This is a genomic window from Actinoplanes sp. CA-015351 (genome assembly GCF_050955685.1).
Classification (GTDB): Bacteria; Actinomycetota; Actinomycetes; order Mycobacteriales; family Micromonosporaceae; genus Actinoplanes.
In genome coordinates, this window is the sequence record NZ_CP192102.1 from 3,147,050 (window position 1) to 3,164,570 (window position 17,521).

Consider the following 17,521-nt stretch of genomic DNA (forward strand, 5'->3'; position numbering starts at 1 on the left):
GCAGGCGTGGACCGGGGCAGTCCGTCATCCCGCCGGTCGTGGCGGTTTCTCGGGGTGCGAGGTGCCTCTCGGAGATCTTGTGCGGTTTGGCCGGCTGATCGACCACAAGCGCACGACTTTGCGGGGACGGCCGTCGATGGCGTGTCGTTTTTCGGATTTTGGGCGCGTCGTGGGCACGCTCTGCCACCACAGCGGGTGCAGGGTGCCGGCGTGGTGACCGCGGTCTTCGCCGATCTTGTGGAGTTCGGCGAACCGTTTGCGCGTAACTTCGCAAGATCGGCTCGGCCTGTTCGATCTTGTGGAGTTGTGCGGACACGTCTGCGGGGAAGTCCACAAGATCGGGAAGCGAGAGTAGGCCGTCAAGCGGATTCGGCCGGGGCGGCCGTTGGTGGAGTGGTGCCGGAGGGGTCCGGCCCTGGCACCAGCCGAGTAAAACGGTCACGAACCGGGCCCGGCCGCACGAGCCGCTGACCGAGCTGTGCATCCCGGGCCCCGTCGAAACGGTGGCCCGGGTCTGAGCGCCGGCCCTCGTCAGCGGGACGGGCTGCATCAGTGGGACGGGTTGGTTCGGGATTGCGGGAGGTGCGGCCTGACCACACCGCCGCGTTCAACGCCGCCCACGTCACCCCGAGCATCACCGCCGCGACCGTCTCGCTGATCCGGCTCCAGCCGAGATAGACCCACGAACCCGCGCAGAGAATCACCAGCGTTGCTGCCGACGTCCAGACCGCCACCTGCCATTTCCACGGCAATCCGCGCCCCACCAGCCACGCGAGCAGTCCGGCCGCCGCCGCTACCTGTGCGGTCTGGCCGGCCGACATCGTTGCGAGGGCGATCGCTGCCGCGTCGACCGGCACCCACCCCGCGAACTCGTCCACCGTCGGGAACACCAGCGTCTCGGCCGCCCGCCACCCGGCCGGGAACGCCTGCGCCAGCACCACCGCGAAGACCACCGCCGGCAGCACGGGACCGAGCGCGTCGAGCAATCTGGCACGCAGACCAGGAGCCGGCGGCAGGGCGCGGGACCGGCCCGGGAAGAAGGATCGCGCCAGCGACACCACCGCCGCCACCGCGATCAGCGCCTCCGGAACCACCGCGGTCGCCGTCTCCAGCGCGAACAGATATCCGTCCGAGGTCCACTGCCCGCGCGCCCACCCGGCAACCGCCACGTCCACCGCCGCCAGCCCGCTGAACCGCACCATCGCCGGCACGATGACGACCAGCAGCGCGGCCGTCGACACCAGGAACCCCAGGCTCAGCGATGCCATTGCCAGCGGGTGCGGCCGGAAACCCGGAAAATCACGGAAAGGCCGGAAATTGCGTAGCGCCAGGCCGATGGCGCGTACCGGATCCGGGTTTTGACCTATCCAACGGCCTGCAAGGATGAGTCCGAGAATGAGCACCGTCAGCGCGGCTAGCGCGCCTGTCGCGCGCCCCGCGCGCGCAGCAAGAACGTCGTAACTCGCGCCTGCCGCGTAACTCGCGCCAACCATCCATAGAGCCCAGAGGCTCGCCGCCGGCGTGTGCCACGCAAGGAAGCGATTGCGGGGTACGCGATTCCGCGCGGCCAGTCGCGGCATCAGAGTCCGAGCGCCGACCACCCACTGTCCGAAAAAGACCGCGCGTCCTCCGTGCCGGGCGAAGAGGCGTTCGGTGCGTTCGGCGTGCCGGCCCAGGCCGGGGAACGAGCCGAACCGGAAGGCGATGTTGCCGCCCAGGATCGCCGCCGCGACCGCGACGGCGAGGGCGGGGAGCAGTGGCACGACGCCCGCGTTGGCGAGGAGACCCATGGCTATCAATGCGGTGGCGGACGGCAGGACCAGCCCCGCGAGGACCGCCGTCTCCAGCGTGACCAGGGCGAACACGACCAGATAGACCGCGATCGGCGGTAGTCCTCCGAGTAGATCCTGGATCATGTGCACGACGCTAGGGGTTGGAACGGAGCGGGGGATCGGTGAAGCTCCTTAGGGATCCACCGATATCCGCACCGATATCCGCCATCGATGTCCGCAGGAGTGACGATGCAACCGACGCTGCGCCGCCTGGACGAACTCGCCACCTTCCTCGCTGACCGGGACGACACCATCGCGGTGCTCGGGCTCGGCTCGGCGGGCGCACAGAGAGCCCGGCTCGACGAGCACTCCGACCTGGACTTCTTCGTGATCGTCGCGGAGGGCGCGCGGTCGCGGTACGTCGAACGCATCGACTGGCTGGAAGCGCCCTGTCCGCTTCTGTTCAGCTTCGCCCACGAGCGCAACGGCCGGAAGGCGCTCTATTCCGACGGCATCTTCGTGGAGTACGCGGTGCTGACCCCCGCCGAGCTGGCGCACGTCCCGTTCTCCGGGGCGCGGGTGGTGTGGCGGCGTGCGGACGCGCCGGCCGGGCTGGCCCAGTCGGAGGCGGCGGTGCCGCGAACCCCTTACGACACCGTCGACTTCCACCTGAACGAGGCGCTCTCCAACCTCTATGTCGGCCTGCACCGGGAGCTGCGCGGGGAGCGGCTGAGCGCGTCCCGGTTCATCCAGACCTACGCGGTCGACCGGGTCATCTCGCTGTTGCGCCTGTCCAGCGGCGAGGCGCCGTACCGGGATCCGTTCGACATCTCCCGGCGGGTGGAGCGGGCGTACCCCGCGGAGGTGCTGCCGCTTGCCGGGATGGTCCCCGGGTACGCGCACAACGCGGCGGCCGCTCAGACGACGTTCCGATGGCTGAGCCGCCGGTACCCGGTGCACCCTGGCATCGGCGCGGCGATCACCGCATTGCTGACCCGTTCGGGGGATTACTCCTGATCTTCACAGCGAGGAACCTCGATGTCCATGACGGACGTTGTTCCTAAATGGAAAGCAGTCGTTCTCGACTTCGTCGAGCGTGGTGGCTGGTCAGCGGGTCAGGTCTTTTTCGCGACCCTGCTGGCCGGTGGCATCACCACTGTCGCGAAACTGCCCTGGGGTGAGGCGCTCACCCTCGCCGTCAGCGCGTTCGTCTCGTCGATCGTGCTCACCGGCGTGCAGTACCTGTCGAAGCAGACCAACCTGGCGTTCTGGCCCGACCTGGTGGTCCGGCTCGCGAAGACGTTCCTCAGCTCGCTGTCGGCGTCGATCCTGGCAGGTGCGTTCAACGTGACGACGTTCGACTGGGAGACGGCGTTCAACGTGGCGTTCCTGGCCACCCTCGGCTCGCTCGGCAAGGGCCTGCTGGCCCGGGAACCGGCCGCGGCGAACGGGCAGGTGCCGCCGGACGCGTCGCCGTCGACACTGCCGACCGGCACCTATCGCGAGGCTGTTGATCACGCGCCGGCGCCGCCGACGATCGCGGCGACCAACCCGCCGGAGGGGACGTCTTCAGCCGGGTCATCGGCGGCTGGGTCATCGGCGGCTGGGCCGCCTGCGGGCGGGTCGCCTCCGGCCGGGTCATAACCTTTTTTGCGCCACACCCACTGCGGGTGTACCCACACCCGCAGTGGGTGTGGCGCTCGTTGCTTAGTAACCGATCGGCAGGCCGGCGTAGTTCTCGGCGAGGCCGGTCGCCCCGGCCTCGCTGTTCGCCACCCACTTGAGCTGCGACAACTGCAGCTGCGCGTCGAACGGGTCGCCGGACGTGTGCAGCATCGTCGTCATCCACCAGGAGAAATGCGTGCACCGCCAGACCCGCCGCTGCGCGTCGTCGGAGTATCGGTCCGCCAGGCGGCTGTCCTTCTCCTTGATCTGCGCGATCAGGGCCTTGCTGAGCAGTGCCACGTCGGCGATCGCCAGATTGAGACCCTTCGCGCCGGTCGGCGGGACGATGTGTGCGGCGTCGCCGGCCAGGAACAGATTGCCGTGCCGCATCGGTGTCTGCACGTAACTGCGCATCGGCAGCACGCTCTTGTCGGTGATCGGGCCGGGGGTGAGCTTCCAGCCGTTCTGCCCGTGGCCGAGGCGGGTGGCGAGCTCGTCCCAGATCCGGTCGTCGGACCAGGACTGCGGGTCGGTGCCGTTCGGGACCTGGAGGTAGAGGCGGCTCACGGTGGCCGAGCGCATCGAGTGCAGGGCGAAGCCGTTCGGGTGCCAGGCGTAGATGAGCTCGTCGGTGGACGGGGCGACGTCGGCCAGGATGCCGAACCAGGAGTAGGGGTAGACCTTTTCGTATTTTTCGGCCGCGGGTACCGCGTTGCGGCTGGGGCCGAAGGAGCCGTCGCAGCCGGCGATGGCGGCGGCGTCGAGACGTTGCTGCTGTCCCGACTTATCGGTAAAAGTCACGAAGTCGTCGTGCAGCTCGACGTCGGCGACCTCGTAGTGGATCTCCTGGCCGTCCGCTGCTCGCGCTGTGATCAAATCCTTCTGGACCTCGGTCTGGCCGTACACCCAGACACTCCGACCCACCAGATCCACGAAATCCAGGTGGTGCCGCTCGCCCGGCCACTGCAGGTAGATGCCCCGGTGATGGTCGCCGTCGACCCGGATCCGATCACCGAGCCCCGCCGACTCCAGCAGCTCCACGCTCGAATGCTCCAGGATGCCGGCCCGGATCCTCGCTGCCACGTACTCCTCGGAGCGGGTCTCGAGGACCACCGACTCGACCCCGCCCTGGGCGAGGAGGTGGGAAAGAAGCAGGCCGGCGGGGCCGGCGCCGATGATGGCGACCTGGGTACGCATGACCACAGCGTCGGCGACCGTTCGGTGATCGGGCAATACCCTATTTCCACTGAACGGAAGGCTGGCCGGCCAGTGTCCGGCCGATTCCGTGCGCCGCGACCTGCAGGGCGGACACCAGGCGGGGAAGCTGGCGGCGCAGATCGGGGACGACCATGCCGAGGGCGGCGACCACTGTCTCGCCCTTGCGAACCGGCACGGCCACCGAGCAGGCGCCGAGGCTCATCTCCTCGCCGGTGGTGGCGTAACCCTCGGCGCGGACGCGTTTCAGCTGTTCGAGCAGGCGGGAGGGCTGGGTGACGGTGTAAGCAGTGATCCGCTTGAGATGGCGGAGGGCCTCCATCCGGACCTCCTCCGGCGCGTAGGCGAGCAGCACCTTGCCGACCCCCGTCGAGTGCATCGGCAGCCGGGACCCGACCCGGCTGACCACGGGAACCGACACGTGGCCGGCCAGCCGTTCGACGTACAGAACCTCCAGGCCGTCGCGGACCGCGAGATGCACGGTGGCGAGCGTCGTGCCGTACAAATCATGCAAAAATGGGGAGGCCGCCTGGCGCAGGCCGCTCTGCACCGGCGCGAGCAGCCCGAGCTGCCAGATCCGGCGCCCGATCACGTAATCGCCGTTTGCCTCACGGGCCAGGGCACCCCACCGGTGCAGCTCGCCGACCAGGCGATGTGCGGTCGCGAGGGGCAGCTCGGCGCGATGGGCAAGATCGGTCAGGGAGAGGGCGCGGTGCTCGCCGTCGAAGGCGCCGAGGATGGCCAGAGCACGTGAGGTGACCGAAGCACCCATGGACCCTCCTTCCACTCAGCGGAAGTAGATTATCGCCGTGAGGCCGTGACCCGCCTAGCGTCCGGAGCGTGAACATGGAGTCGTCACAAGCTGACATCAACCGGGAGATCGAGGCAGCGGCCCAGCAACCCGGCGGCCCGCAACCGAAGATCGACTACGCCCCGTACCGCAGTTCCATCCTGCGGCACCCGAAGCAGCCGGCGCATCTGATCGACCCGGAGTCGGTCGAGCTGTGGGCACCCGCGTTCGGCCACCGTGACGTCGCGGTCGACGAGGCCGACCTGACCATCCAGCACGCCGGCACCCCGATCGGCGAGCGGATCGTGGTCACCGGCCGTGTCCTCGACGGCGACGGCCGCCCGGTGGCGAACCAGCTCGTCGAGGTGTGGCAGGCCAACGCCGCAGGCCGGTACCGGCACCAGCGCGACCAGCACCCGGCGCCGCACGACCCGAACTTCACCGGCGTCGGCCGCTGCATCACCGGGCCGGACGGGTCGTACCGCTTCCAGACGATCAAGCCGGGACCGTACCCGTGGCGTAACCACCTCAACGCCTGGCGGCCCGCGCACATCCACTTCTCGCTCTTCGGCCTGGACTTCACCCAGCGCGTCGTGACGCAGATGTACTTCCCGGGCGACCCGCTCTTCAAGTACGACCCGATCTACCAGTCGATCACCGACCCGAAATCGCGGGACCTGTTGATCGCCCAGTACGACCACGACCTCACCACCCCGGAGTGGAACACCGGGTACCGCTGGGACATCGTCCTGACCGGCACCCACCGCACTCCGCTCGACAGCGAGCTCGACGAGGAGCACAACTCATGACCGCGGTTCCCGGGCAGACCGTCGGCCCCTTCTTCCACCTGGGCCTGGAATTCCCGCAGATGAACGAACTGGTCCCGCCGGCCAGCCCGCGCGCGGTCCGCCTGCACGGGCAGGTCACCGACGGCGACGGCAACCCGGTGCCGGACGCGGTTCTGGAGATCTGGCAGGCCGACCCGCAGGGCCACGTTCTGCGTACGCCCGGATCGCTGCGCCGCGACGGCTGGACCTTCACCGGCTGGGGCCGTGCCGCCACCGACCCCGACGGCCACTACCAGTTCTTCACGCTGGAACCGGGCGCCACCGAGCAGGGCCGAGCCCCGTTCTTCGCCGTGACCGTTCTTGCCCGTGGCCTGCTGGACCGGCTGTTCACCCGCGCCTACCTGCCCGACGACCCGGACCTGCTGGCCTCCGACACGCTGCTGGAGTCGGTCGCCCCGGATCGCCGCGCCACCCTGATCGCCCGGCGGGAACCGAACGGCCTGGTTTTCGACGTGAGCCTGCAGGGCCCCGCCGAGACGGTCTTCCTCACCTACCCCCGCCTGCGCGACGCATGGGCCTGATCATTTCCGCCGGTTTCTCGGTTTGCGGGGTGCGTGGTGAGTGACCTGCTGTGGCCCGGCGACGACCGGGCCGGTGACCTGTTCACCGATGCGTCGGTCCTCGCTGCGATGGTCCGGGTCGAAGCGGCCTGGCTGGATGCCCTGGTCGTGCACGGTGTGGCCGGGCCGGGCGCGCGCGACGACCTGACCGGCCTGGTCGGCCCGGACGACGCCGGCGCGGTGGCCCGGGACGCCGAATCGGGCGGCAACCCGGTGATCCCGCTGCTCAAGCTGCTGCGCAAGCGGCTCGCGGCCCGTAACCCGGCCGCCGCGTCCTGGCTGCACAAGGGCTTGACCAGCCAGGACGTACTCGACACCGGACTGGTGCTGTGCCTGACCGAGGTGATCGCCCGGATCCGGGCCGACCTGCGTGCCCAGGGTGGCGAGTTGGTCCGGCTCGCCGGTGACCATCGGGACACCCCGATGGCGGCGCGGACGCTGACCCAGCACGCCATCCCGATCACTTTCGGTCTGAAGGCCGCGGGGTGGCTCACCGGGGTGCTCGACGCCCGCGACCGCCTCGCATCCGTGGAGGATCTGCCGGTGCAGCTCGGCGGCGCCGCAGGCAGCCTGGCCGCGCCGGTGGCACTGGCCGGCTCGGCGGCTGTTGTCCGCGACCTTGTCGAGACGACCGCCGGCGCACTTGGCCTGCGGGCGCGGGATCCCTGGCACACCGCCCGGGCCCCGCTCACCGGGGTCGCCGACGCGCTCGTGACCTGCACCGACGCGTGGGGCCGGATTGCCAACGACGTCCTGGTGGCGGCCCGCCCCGAGATCCACGAGCTGTCGGAAGGCGCGGTCGAGGGCCGCGGCGGCTCGTCCGCGATGCCGAACAAGCAGAACCCGGTCCTCTCCATCCTGGTCCGCCGCGCCGCCCTGGCCGCACCGTTCCTGGCGGCGACCGTGCACGCGGGCGCGGCGGCCGCTGTCGACGAACGCCCGGACGGCGGCTGGCACGTCGAATGGGCCACCCTGCGTACCCTGGCCCGCCGGACGGTGACGGCCGGTGCGCAGACCGCGGAGCTGCTGGCCGGCCTGCGGGTGGAGACGGCGTGGATGGCCGCCAACCTGACCGCGGCCCGGCCCGGCATCGACGCCGAACAGCGTTCGATTACCCCGGACGCCGGCCCCGGCGAGCCGTACCGTGGCGCCACCGACCAGATCATCGACGCGGCGATCGCCCGCGCTAAGGAGTGACCGTGCTGAGCGTGACCGTTTTTGACGATGCACCGGAGCGGCCGCTGCTGTTGCTGGGCTCGTCGGTCGGCACCAGCGCCGAGTCGATGTGGCGGCAGTGCGCGTCGCGACTTTACGGGCGCTATCACGTGGTCGGCTTCGACCTGCCCGGCCACGGCGGAAGCGCACCGGCCACCACGCCGTTCACGATCGCTGACCTGGCCCGTGACGTGATCGCCATCGCTGACCAGATTCGGCCATCGGGGTCGTTCTTCTATGCCGGGGACTCGATCGGCGGGGCGATCGGCCTCCAGCTGCTGCTCGACTTCCCGTCCCGGGTGAGCGCGACGGCGCTGCTCTGCACCGGTGCCCAGATCGGCTCACCGGCGATGTGGCACGAGCGGGCGGCGCTGGTCCGGGCCGAGGGCACGTCGTCCGTCGTCGCCGGCTCGGCCGAACGCTGGTTCGCACCCGGTTTCGCCGAGCGCTCGCCGACGGTGGCGGCCACCCTGCTCGACGCGCTGAGGGCGACCGATGACGACAGTTACGCGTACGCATGCGAGGCCCTGGCCGGCTTCGACGTCCGTGACCGCCTCGCCGAGATCGCATCGCCGCTGCTCGCGGTGGCCGGCGCCCACGACAAGCCGACACCGCCGGACGGCCTCGCCCTGCTCGCCGACGGTGTGGTGAACGGCCGCCTGGTGGTGTTGCCGGACATCGCCCACCTGGCGCCGGCGGAGAGCCCGGAGGTGGTGGCGTTCCTGCTGGACCAGCATTTCGACGCGTCGCGGGCAGCCGGCATCACAGTGCGCCGCGAGGTGCTCGGCGCTGAACACGTGGACCGGGCAACGGCGGGGACGACGGCTTTCACCAGAGACTTCCAGGACCTGATCACCCGGTACGCCTGGGGCGAGATCTGGACCCGCGAAGGCCTGGCCCGCCGCGACCGCTCTCTGATCACGTTGACGGCGCTGATCGCTCTCGGCCATCACGAGGAGCTGGCGATGCACGTTCGGGCGGCCCGGACGAACGGCCTCTCGGACGACGAGATCAAAGAGGTAATCCTCCAGACAGCGATCTACTGCGGCGTGCCGGCGGCAAACACAGCGTTCCGAATCGCCCAAAAGGTCCTGTCCGACCTGTAACCACCGGGCCGCCCACTGCCCGCCTGCCTGCCGCCTGCCGTCCGCACTGCTTGCCGCCTGCCTGCCGCCCGCCCCGCTGCCCGCGCCGCCCGCAGTGGGCACAGCGTGGATCTTGAGCGATTTTTGACCCCAGGACGTTGAAAATCGCTCAAGATCTGCGGCTGCCCCACGGAGACAGGGCTTCGTCAGGTCTCCGTGGGGGCAGGCGTGGACTGCGGGCCTGACATGTGTTGCGGGTGTTTGTCGTACTCCTGTGCTTTGATCGGGTCCGGACATTCGGGGACCTGTCGGCTCAGCCTGCCCCGGCGAACCTCGGGGAGGATCCAGATGCAGGGTGCGCCGGACGGCTTAGCCCGCCAACTCTGGCGGGTGGTGGAGCCGATTCACGCGATCCTCTACTACGCGCCCGAGGTGATCGACGAGGCGGCGAAGCTGGGGTACGACGTCGACACCCGCTGGCCGAGCTACTTCGCGTGGCGGGCGGCTCCGCTCGGCGCGGTCGGTGCGGAAACGGTGAGTTCGGCGTTCTACAGTTTCAGCCCGCGCCTGGTCGAAGCGCACATTCCGGCCGCCTGGGAGATCGCCTCGCCGGAGACCATCATCGAGCGCCGTCTCGTCGCCGTCGACCATGCTTTGCGTAACCTGCTCGGCGACGAGCGCGTGGCAAGCCCCGAGGTGGCGGAGGCCGCACGGCTGGCCCGGCGCGCGGCATCGGCGGCAGGCACGGCCGGTCGCCCGCTTGCCGCTGCCAACGCCGGTCTGGAGTGGGCCGACCAGCCGCATCTGGTTCTCTGGCAGGCGGCCACCATCCTGCGCGAACATCGCGGCGACGGTCACGTGGCTGCCGCCCTGGTGGCCGGCTTCGACCCGTGCGAGCTGCTCGTTTCGTTCGCCGCCGTCGGCGCCGCGCCGGCCGAGGTGTTCGCGAGCCGGGGCTGGACCCCGGACGAGTGGGACGACGCGCAGGCCAGACTGGCAGCCCGAGGCTGGGTGAACGAGGACGGCACCGCCACCGAGGCAGGCGTGAAAGCCCGAGCCGACCTGGAACAACGCACCAGCGAACTCGCCGCCGGCCCCTGGCAGGCCCTGGACAACGAGGTCGGCCGATTCGTCCAGCTCGCAGGCCCTCTGGCCGGCCAGATCGCCGCCTCCGGAGTCCTGCCCCGCCAAAGCACCCTGGGCCTGAGCACCCGCTCGTAACGACGGTCCTCCGCCACTGCCGCCGAGCGACCGCCTTGCGCCAAATGGTGGAGGGTTTTGCTGTCATGGTGACCCGTACCTGCCTCGATCGCGCAAACTTCGGTGATGCGGGGCGCGCGCCCCGGTCGGCGCGGCAGCGCGGCCGGTACGGCAGCGCGGGCGGTGTGATTGACCAGGTCGGGGCTGGCCAAAACGCGGGCCAAGCGCGGGCCAAACGCGGGCCGAAACGCGGGCCGAAACGCGGGCCGAAACGCGGGCAAAGCCGGACAAAGCGGACTGATTGTGTAGCCGGCCGCCGGGGAAGGCGGCCGGCTTTCCCGTATTTGCCGGTGATTGCCGGGCGGGGAAGCCGCGACATTTGGGGAACCGGGCACCGGGAGGGTGACGGGGAACGAGGTGGGGCTGCCTCATTCCCCGTCGATGGAGTCACAGCACGTGCGTGGACGGAGCCGTGCCACGCGGGTGGGCTTGGCCTCCGTTTCTCTGGGGATGGTGATGGGGGACGGCCTGGGAGCCTGGGAGCGCTCCCATTAACATCAATGTAACAAAGGTGAACCCGCTGCGCGAGGGGTCACGTAGTTGCGGTGCAGCTGACCGTCGGCGTCGACGACGCGCCCGAGCCCAGGAAGCCGAAGTTCGTACTGGCTCCCGCCGCGACACTGCCGTTGTAGTTCACATTCGTCGCACTGACCGTGTTCCCGCTGGTGGTCAGCGTGGCGTTCCAGACCTGCTGGATCGGCGGCGCGCCACTGAATCCGAGAGTCACCGTCCAGCTCTTGATCGCCGTGTTTCCGGCGGTCACCTTGACCTCACCCTGGAACCCGCCCTGCCACTGCGAGGTTACTCCGTAGGTCGCGGCGCAAGCCCCGGTGACCGGCGGCGTGGACACCGACGGTGACACCGAGGGTGATGCCGATGCCGATGCCGATGCCGATGCCGATGCCGATGCGGATGCCGACGGCGAGGTGGACGGGGAGGATGACGGTGATGACGAGGGCGACGACGACGGCTGGCTGCCACCGAAGTTCACGTCACTGCAGAAGTAATACGACTGATCCAGGTGGCTGGCCTGCCAGATCGTGTAGACCATGGCACGCCCCGACCGCCCGGAAACACTGGCCGGGATGTCGATCTGGACGCCGTTGCTCAGCTGCTGCGTCCACTGCGCCGCCGGCGTGTTGGGGACCGTCTTGATCAGTTCCAGGTCCGACCACTTCAACGGCGTGGTTATCGGGTTGTATCCCACCTTTGTCACATAGACCCGGATGTAGTCGGCGCCGTGCCGCGCGCCGTCGAAGAGCGAGACCGTGAAGGAATTACCGATCGAGGTGGCTTTCCAGTCACCGACGGTGTCCATCGCGTTGTAGCGACCACTCTCCGTGTGGCCCGCACTGCACAGCTGCCCGTCCGGGATGACGGTCTCGTGCTGCCCGGCCACACCTTCCCGGAACAGGCCGTTCCAGTTCCACATGGCATTCGGGTTCGCCTGCCAGGCCTGCCAGCACATCGGATCCTCGGTCGCCATGACCGGGTCCTGGAAGCGGGAGCCCCACCGATCGAAGCAACCGTAGTTGCGCGACGCGGGACCGACGACGTTGCCGTGCGCAGCGGCCGGGCTGCTGGGCGCGACGAGCACGGCAAGAGCTGCGACAACCGCCGCAGCAAAGACAGAGATCAAGAGCCTTTTTTGTACGCGTGAGGACATGTGCGCTCAGCACTCCGGTAAGTCCGGGTCGTCACGTGGTGACGACCGACTGCGGTGGATTCGCCGGGAGCTGCCCGTGCTCCCGTAACCGCGTGGCTCCGGCGGCTGTGCTGTGCGCCCAGACTGGCCCAGCAATTGACCAAAGTCAATAAGTGGACCTAGGCGTACCCGATGGTCCAGTTCTGCCCGTCCCCGGTTCCGCTGCAGTAGTCGTCGACGCAGACCCGGAACACGATCTTCCGGCCCTCGCCGAAGTCGTGATCGAACGTGACGCTCACGCCGGCCGCGGACGGCCCCAGATGCTCACCGGACTGGAACGTGCCGTCGGTCCGGATGTACTTGTACTGCACAACCGCCCGCCCGCCGTCACTCGACCATTTCGTCAGCCGGAAGCTGTCGCCGGCCGACACGAAGCGGGCTTCGGCGAGAACGTGACTCGTTTCGTCGTACGCCTGGGCAAGCGCATCCAAACTCGGCGCTGCCGGCGCGGCACCCAGGGTGAGAGCCGCCGCGACCGCGACGATGGGAGCGAACATGATTCCTCCAGGGATCGCCGGTACGGCACGGCCGAGATGCCGCGTCGCCCCAACCGGAGGTGAACGTCTGTTTACCCCGGTCGCGCCCGGATAACCGGATCGGGCCGGACCGCGGTGCGCTCAAGACGGTGGTGTGCGGGCCTTCGTTCCGCACGTTGTGTCGTGGCACGGTGGCGTGACCGCCATGCGCTCATGGTGGTGGCATACAGGCCCCTTGTTCCGGGCGGCGTGTCGAGGCGCGCGCTGGCGCGAGGGCCGTGCGCTCATGGTGGTGGCCGGGTGGGCCGTGGGCCGTGCGCTCATTGCGGTGGCCGGATAATCGGATGCCGGGAAGCGACCGTGCGCTTACGGTGGCGGGATGTCCGCCCCTGCTGCGCACGCCGCCGATCTGTTGATGCAGTTGTCGAACCCGCTCCGGCTGCGGGCGCTCGCCGAGCTGCTCCGCCACGGCAACAACGGCGTGTCCATCAACGAGATGTCGATCTATCTGGATCTGCCGAAACCTGAGGCCGGCGAACTGCTCGGCCGTCTGGTCGGCGCCGGGCTGGCGACCGGCACCGGGAACGGCGACTTCCGAGCGCGCGTCGAGGTGCTCCGTGACGCGGCCCAGGCGCTCGACAGGGCGCAGCCGATCGCGCCGCTGCTCGCGAACTTTCCGCAGCTGAAGTCCTATTTCTCACATGGCCGCTTGACCAGCCTCCCGCCGACGATGAGTGATCGGTACCAGCAGATCGCGGAGCTGTTCGCCCGCTTCCTCGCGGTCGACGGCATCCTGACCGAGGACGAGGTCAACACCCGGATCGCCGTGGTTGCCGACGACGTAGCCGCAGTCCGCCGCATGCTGGTCGAAACCGGCTGGCTGGAACGCGACCGAGCCGGCTCGTCATACGGCTCCGCCCGAACATTCGCCTGAAGCCAGCCAAGCGCGGCCCTGACCACCCCAGAACGTCGGCGGCCGACACAGGCACCGACGATCAGCGCCGCCCCGACCAGCCCAACGATTGCCCTGTCCAGCCAAACCCAGCGCGGCCCTGCACCGACCAGCCCAGCGCGGCCCCGACCAGCCATTACAGCCGGGGGGCTGCCCTGTCCAGCAGGCCTGGCCTGGTCTGCGTGCGCGGTCTGGCCCGGTCCGCTGGTCCGCGTGCGCGGTCTGGCCCGGTCCGCCAGCCCAGCCCCAGCCCAGCCCAGCCCAGCCCGGGCCTTGCCTTGCCTTGCGTTGCGTTGCCGGCCTGGGGCGGCAGTGCGTCAGGAAGATCAGAACCGGCTGGCCCCCACTGCTTCTCAGCGCCGTCGAGACAGCGGTGAGCGCCAGCCGGAGTTGATCTCAGCGGGGCGGTGCGGGGCGGTGCGGGGCGGTGCGGTGCGGGGCGGGCGGTGCGGGGTGGGGTGGGGTGGTTGGGTTGATCATCAGTTGTGGGTGACGTTCAGGCGGGCGGCGTCGTGCGGGACGATCCAGAGCATCGACACGGCCAGCAGCGCAGCGGCCACGCCGAGCAGGCCCAAGGCCGGTCGCAGTCCGCCGACGGCCGCTCCGGCGCCGGTGATCAGCACCGGTGACAGGAACTCGCCGATGAACAGCGTCCCGGTCCACAAGCCCGTGCCGCGCCCGCGCTCCGCGAACGACAGTCCGTTGGTCGCCCAGGTCAGCAGCGTGGGCAGCAGCAGACCCGTCCCGGCACCGGTCAGCACCGCGCCAAAGGTGATCACCGGGACCGATGCGGTAGCCGCAATGACCAGGAAACCGGCCGCCGACAGTCCGAACGCGATCGGTAGCAACGTCCGTGGCGTCTGCCCGGACAGCTTCGCGAACGAGCCTGCCGCCACCGCGGTGGCGAGCGACATCAGGGCGCTGAGCGCGCCGATCGTCGCGGTAGCGGTGACGCCGACCTCGTCCAGCACGAACGACAGCTCGACGATCAGCGCGTAGAAGACCACGCCGCCCGCGAGCGTGACCAGGCACGGCACCCGCAGCTGCCGCCAGGGGATCGGCGGGAGAGCGACGGACGACGCGACCCGAGCGGGCTGCCAGATCAAGAGCGCCATGGGTACGGCAAGGAGCACCGCGATCGTGTAGAGCCAGAACGGTGTCCGCCAGCCCGACGACCCGAGTGCACCGCCGACGCCGAGGAACACGGTCGCGGAGACCGAGGCGAGCAGTGTCTGCAGGCCCAGATAGCGGCTGCGTCTCGGCCCGGACCAGTAGTCGGCGATCAGCGTCGTGCAGCACGTCATGATCGCGGCCTCGCAGAGGCCGACGAGGACCCGGCTGCCGATGATCGTGGAGAGCGACTGCAGGTAGAGCGGGGCGGTGCCGAAGATCGAGTAGCCGACCATCGCGACGATCAGCACCCGTTTACGGTCGATGCGATCGGCGATGAAACCGGCGAACGGCGCGGTCAGGCCGATGATCAACGCCGGGACGGTGAGGACAATCGGCACCAGAGCGCCGGAGCCGGGCACGCCGGCGAAGTGGTCGGTCATCTGCGGCAGGACCGGGGCGATGAGCACGGCGCCGAGAACGGAAAGGCAGCTGCCGGCGAGCAGGAGCGCCAGTTGGGCGAGGCCTGCCTGCCGTGTGGGTGTGGGTGCGGTGAGAGACAAGGGAGAGCCTTCCGGTGGTCCATGTCACACTCGGTGGCTCCGACTATGGGCGGCCCGCGATCCGCGGCGGAAGACGGATTCGGCTGATGCCGGCCATCACTCAAACTGATGGCGGCAGCGACTCGTCGATCGGCGGCCACAGCTCGTCGGCCGCCTCGATCAGCAGCTCACGGAACCACACGTGCACCGGATCGTTCGTGTGCATCGGGTTCCACCAGAAGGATTCGTGCAACGTGATCACCTCGAACGGGCACTCGAGGATGCGGATCCCGGCGATCGGGGCCATCAGCGTGGCCAATCGCTCCTGGATGAGCGCGATCCGACGGGTGCCGGCGACGAGGAACGGCATCTGGAGGAACCCGTCGACGATCACGTCCACCCGGGCCTCGATGCCGATCATCCGCAGCTGGCGCACGGCCGGGGCGTACGCGGTCGGGCGGTCGAAGAGGACCACCCACGGCAGGTCCTCCAGCTGGCGCAGATAAAGCTCGTCACCAACCTCGGGGTTGTCGGCGGAGACGATGCAGACCCAGCGGTCCTCGTAAAGGTCCAGATGGGGCAGTCCGGTGACGAACCCGTGCGGGATGAACAGGCCGTCGGCGTCGCGCAGGGTGTCGGCGGCATGGTCCACCGCGTACGGAGTGGTCTGTGGCAGGCGCAGCCGCGTGTTCGGGGCGCGCTGGGCGAGCATCCGGGCGACCAGCGGGCCGAGGATGGTGGCGGCGTAATCCGAGGAGACCACGGTGAATTCGCGGTCCAGTCCGGACGGATCGAAATCGGCGGTGGAGTCGAAGACCCGGCGTACGCCGGCCAGCGCCGGACCGGTCAGCACCGAGACACGGGTGGCGAGCGGGGTGAGGTCGTACCGATTGCCGACCCGGACCAGCAATTGGTCGCCGAAATGCCGTCGCAGGCGGCTCAGGGCGCCGCTGACCGCCGGCTGGCTCACGCCCAGACGCTCCGCGGTGCGGGTCACGTTCCGCTCCCTGAGCAGGGCGTCCAAGGTCACCAGCAGGTTCAGATCGAGGTTCGCGAGCACACGGTCGACGGCCATCCGGCAACTATAAGCACTGGCTATGACAGCCATCACCAAGTCGAGCTTCCCTGATACTGCCCGGCGGCGGGACAGTGGTCCCCATCACACGAGTAACAAGGGGGAAACGGCCGTGCCAGCAGTTCGAAACGTACTGGTCGTCGGTGGCGGCGCTGCCGGCGCCGCAACGGCGATCCTGCTCGCCGAGGGCGACGTCGCCGTCGACCTGGTCGACGTGAAACCCGACGTGTCCGCGCTCGGCTCCGGGATCACCCTGCAGGGCAACGCTCTGCGAGTGCTGCGCGAGCTCGGCGTCTGGGGCCAGGTCGAGGCCGAGGGGTACGCGTTCGACACCCTCGGCCTGCGCGCCCCCGACCCGGCCGGCACCCTGGTCGCCGAGCTGACCGACATCCGCACCGGCGGCCCCGACCTGCCCGCCACCCTGGGGATGTACCGTCCGGCGCTGGCCCGCATCCTGATCGACAGGGCGGCCGCAGCCGGGGCGAAAGTCCGCTTCGGCACCCGCCCGCAGAGCCTGAAGCAGGACGGCGACACCGTGCTGGTCACCTTCACCGACGGCACCTCCGGCCGGTACGACCTGGTGATCGGCGCCGACGGTGTCCGGTCGTGGACCCGGCGGCAGGCCGGGATCGACACTGAGCCGCGACCGGTCGGCATGGGCATCTGGCGGACGTTCACGAAACGGCCGGCGAGCGTGACCCGGACCGATCTGATCTACGGCGGCCCGTGCTACATCGCGGGGTACTGCCCGACCGGGGCGGACACGCTCTACGCGTACCTGGTCGAGGACGTGCGGGACCGGTCCGGTCTCAGCCCGGAGGAGGCACTCGCGACGATGCGCGAGCTGTCCCTGGCCTACCACGGGCCGTGGGATGAGATCCGGGAGCAGCTGACCGACCCGAGCCGGGTCAACTACACCGCATTCGAGAGCCACGTTCTCGACGGCCCGTGGCACCGTGGCCGGGTCGTGGTGATCGGCGACGCCGCACACAGCTGCCCGCCGACCCTGGCGCAGGGCGCCGCCCAGGCCTTGGAGGACGCGTCCGTCCTCGCCGAGCTGCTGCTGGCCGCCGGCAGCGTCACCGACACGCTCTGGTCCGACTTCACCGGCCGACGACTGGACCGCGCCAGAACGGTCGTCGAGGCCTCTCTGCAACTGGCCGCCTGGCAGCTCGCCCACGAGCGCGGCGACGTCCCGGGCCTGATGGCCCGCATCGCGCACCTGGTCGCTGAGCCCGCCTGATTCTTTGT

Annotated in this window: 16 protein-coding genes; 9 read left to right on the forward strand and 7 right to left on the reverse strand. The window is 69.6% G+C overall.

Features of this window, described 5'->3' with window-relative positions; all coding sequences use genetic code 11:
- Positions 1-359 precede the first annotated feature (359 nt).
- The gene (locus ACQP2E_RS14150; RefSeq protein WP_433831683.1) at positions 360-1,916 is read right to left on the reverse strand and encodes a DedA family protein; all 1,557 of its coding nucleotides are present in this window, start codon (positions 1,914-1,916) and stop codon (positions 360-362) included.
- 105 nt (positions 1,917-2,021) lie between these two features.
- Here ACQP2E_RS14150 and ACQP2E_RS14155 point away from each other — a divergent pair, with 105 nt between their 5' ends.
- Positions 2,022-2,789 (forward strand): hypothetical protein, encoded by a 768-nt coding sequence (locus ACQP2E_RS14155; RefSeq protein ID WP_433831685.1) that lies wholly within the window; start codon positions 2,022-2,024, stop codon positions 2,787-2,789.
- Positions 2,790-2,810: 21 nt separating this feature from the next.
- The gene (locus ACQP2E_RS14160; RefSeq protein ID WP_433831687.1) at positions 2,811-3,416 is read left to right on the forward strand and encodes a hypothetical protein; all 606 of its coding nucleotides are present in this window, start codon (positions 2,811-2,813) and stop codon (positions 3,414-3,416) included.
- A 63-nt stretch (positions 3,417-3,479) separates the two neighbouring features.
- Here ACQP2E_RS14160 and ACQP2E_RS14165 read toward each other — a convergent pair whose 3' ends face one another.
- The gene (locus ACQP2E_RS14165; protein ID WP_433831689.1) at positions 3,480-4,634 is read right to left on the reverse strand and encodes a 4-hydroxybenzoate 3-monooxygenase; all 1,155 of its coding nucleotides are present in this window, start codon (positions 4,632-4,634) and stop codon (positions 3,480-3,482) included.
- Between the two features lie 40 nt (positions 4,635-4,674).
- Complete coding sequence (locus ACQP2E_RS14170; protein WP_433831691.1) at positions 4,675-5,424, reverse strand: IclR family transcriptional regulator; 750 nt, start codon at positions 5,422-5,424, stop codon at positions 4,675-4,677.
- A gap of 74 nt (positions 5,425-5,498) precedes the next feature.
- On the opposite strand from ACQP2E_RS14170, the gene pcaH reads away from it, so the two are divergent.
- From pcaH to ACQP2E_RS14195, 5 genes are all read left to right on the forward strand, one after another.
- Positions 5,499-6,251, forward strand: coding sequence for a protocatechuate 3,4-dioxygenase subunit beta (gene pcaH, locus ACQP2E_RS14175; protein WP_433833921.1), 753 nt, complete (start codon positions 5,499-5,501; stop codon positions 6,249-6,251).
- On the forward strand, positions 6,248-6,811 hold the full coding sequence (pcaG, locus tag ACQP2E_RS14180; RefSeq protein ID WP_433831693.1) for a protocatechuate 3,4-dioxygenase subunit alpha: 564 nt from the start codon (positions 6,248-6,250) through the stop codon (positions 6,809-6,811). Before pcaH ends, pcaG begins: the two co-directional genes overlap by 4 nt.
- Positions 6,812-6,847: 36 nt before the next feature.
- Positions 6,848-8,047, forward strand: coding sequence for a lyase family protein (locus ACQP2E_RS14185; protein WP_433831695.1), 1,200 nt, complete (start codon positions 6,848-6,850; stop codon positions 8,045-8,047).
- Between the two features lie 2 nt (positions 8,048-8,049).
- Positions 8,050-9,171, forward strand: coding sequence for a 4-carboxymuconolactone decarboxylase (gene pcaC / locus ACQP2E_RS14190; RefSeq protein WP_433831697.1), 1,122 nt, complete (start codon positions 8,050-8,052; stop codon positions 9,169-9,171).
- Between the two features lie 369 nt (positions 9,172-9,540).
- Complete coding sequence (locus tag ACQP2E_RS14195; protein WP_433831699.1) at positions 9,541-10,371, forward strand: SCO6745 family protein; 831 nt, start codon at positions 9,541-9,543, stop codon at positions 10,369-10,371.
- A 571-nt stretch (positions 10,372-10,942) separates the two neighbouring features.
- On the opposite strand, the gene ACQP2E_RS14200 is transcribed toward ACQP2E_RS14195, so the two are convergent.
- Together ACQP2E_RS14200 and ACQP2E_RS14205 are read right to left on the reverse strand one after the other, a co-directional pair.
- A complete protein-coding gene (locus tag ACQP2E_RS14200) occupies positions 10,943-12,076 on the reverse strand; it encodes a lytic polysaccharide monooxygenase (RefSeq protein ID WP_433831701.1) in 1,134 nt (377 codons plus the stop codon).
- A 158-nt stretch (positions 12,077-12,234) separates the two neighbouring features.
- Positions 12,235-12,612 carry a hypothetical protein gene (locus ACQP2E_RS14205; RefSeq protein ID WP_433831703.1) on the reverse strand — a complete coding sequence of 126 codons (378 nt, stop codon included), beginning with the start codon at positions 12,610-12,612 and terminating at the stop codon, positions 12,235-12,237.
- Between the two features lie 358 nt (positions 12,613-12,970).
- Here ACQP2E_RS14205 and ACQP2E_RS14210 point away from each other — a divergent pair, with 358 nt between their 5' ends.
- Positions 12,971-13,525: a DUF2087 domain-containing protein gene (locus ACQP2E_RS14210; RefSeq protein ID WP_433831705.1), complete on the forward strand. Its 555-nt coding sequence runs from the start codon at positions 12,971-12,973 to the stop codon at positions 13,523-13,525.
- Positions 13,526-14,022: 497 nt separating this feature from the next.
- Here ACQP2E_RS14210 and ACQP2E_RS14215 read toward each other — a convergent pair whose 3' ends face one another.
- Both ACQP2E_RS14215 and ACQP2E_RS14220 read right to left on the reverse strand, forming a co-directional pair.
- Entirely contained in the window at positions 14,023-15,216 is a 1,194-nt protein-coding gene (locus ACQP2E_RS14215; RefSeq protein WP_433831707.1) for an MFS transporter, read from the reverse strand.
- A gap of 100 nt (positions 15,217-15,316) precedes the next feature.
- Positions 15,317-16,270, reverse strand: coding sequence for a LysR family transcriptional regulator (locus tag ACQP2E_RS14220; protein ID WP_433831709.1), 954 nt, complete (start codon positions 16,268-16,270; stop codon positions 15,317-15,319).
- A 112-nt stretch (positions 16,271-16,382) separates the two neighbouring features.
- Here ACQP2E_RS14220 and ACQP2E_RS14225 point away from each other — a divergent pair, with 112 nt between their 5' ends.
- On the forward strand, positions 16,383-17,513 hold the full coding sequence (locus tag ACQP2E_RS14225) for an FAD-dependent monooxygenase (RefSeq protein WP_433831711.1): 1,131 nt from the start codon (positions 16,383-16,385) through the stop codon (positions 17,511-17,513).
- Positions 17,514-17,521: the final 8 nt, after the last annotated feature.

What these genes read in the sequence shown, in the direction of transcription:
- pcaG (WP_433831693.1), top strand. Translation starts at nt 6,248, where the DNA reads ATGACCGCGGTTCCCGGGCAGACCGTCGGCCCCTTCTTCCACCTGGGC.
- ACQP2E_RS14210 (WP_433831705.1), top strand. Translation starts at nt 12,971, where the DNA reads ATGTCCGCCCCTGCTGCGCACGCCGCCGATCTGTTGATGCAGTTGTCG.
- ACQP2E_RS14205 (WP_433831703.1), bottom strand. Translation starts at nt 12,612, where the DNA reads ATGTTCGCTCCCATCGTCGCGGTCGCGGCGGCTCTCACCCTGGGTGCC.
- ACQP2E_RS14170 (WP_433831691.1), bottom strand. Translation starts at nt 5,424, where the DNA reads ATGGGTGCTTCGGTCACCTCACGTGCTCTGGCCATCCTCGGCGCCTTC.
- ACQP2E_RS14200 (WP_433831701.1), bottom strand. Translation starts at nt 12,076, where the DNA reads ATGTCCTCACGCGTACAAAAAAGGCTCTTGATCTCTGTCTTTGCTGCG.
- ACQP2E_RS14150 (WP_433831683.1), bottom strand. Translation starts at nt 1,916, where the DNA reads ATGATCCAGGATCTACTCGGAGGACTACCGCCGATCGCGGTCTATCTG.
- ACQP2E_RS14155 (WP_433831685.1), top strand. Translation starts at nt 2,022, where the DNA reads ATGCAACCGACGCTGCGCCGCCTGGACGAACTCGCCACCTTCCTCGCT.
- ACQP2E_RS14165 (WP_433831689.1), bottom strand. Translation starts at nt 4,634, where the DNA reads ATGCGTACCCAGGTCGCCATCATCGGCGCCGGCCCCGCCGGCCTGCTT.
- ACQP2E_RS14160 (WP_433831687.1), top strand. Translation starts at nt 2,811, where the DNA reads ATGTCCATGACGGACGTTGTTCCTAAATGGAAAGCAGTCGTTCTCGAC.
- pcaH (WP_433833921.1), top strand. Translation starts at nt 5,499, where the DNA reads ATGGAGTCGTCACAAGCTGACATCAACCGGGAGATCGAGGCAGCGGCC.
- ACQP2E_RS14220 (WP_433831709.1), bottom strand. Translation starts at nt 16,270, where the DNA reads ATGGCCGTCGACCGTGTGCTCGCGAACCTCGATCTGAACCTGCTGGTG.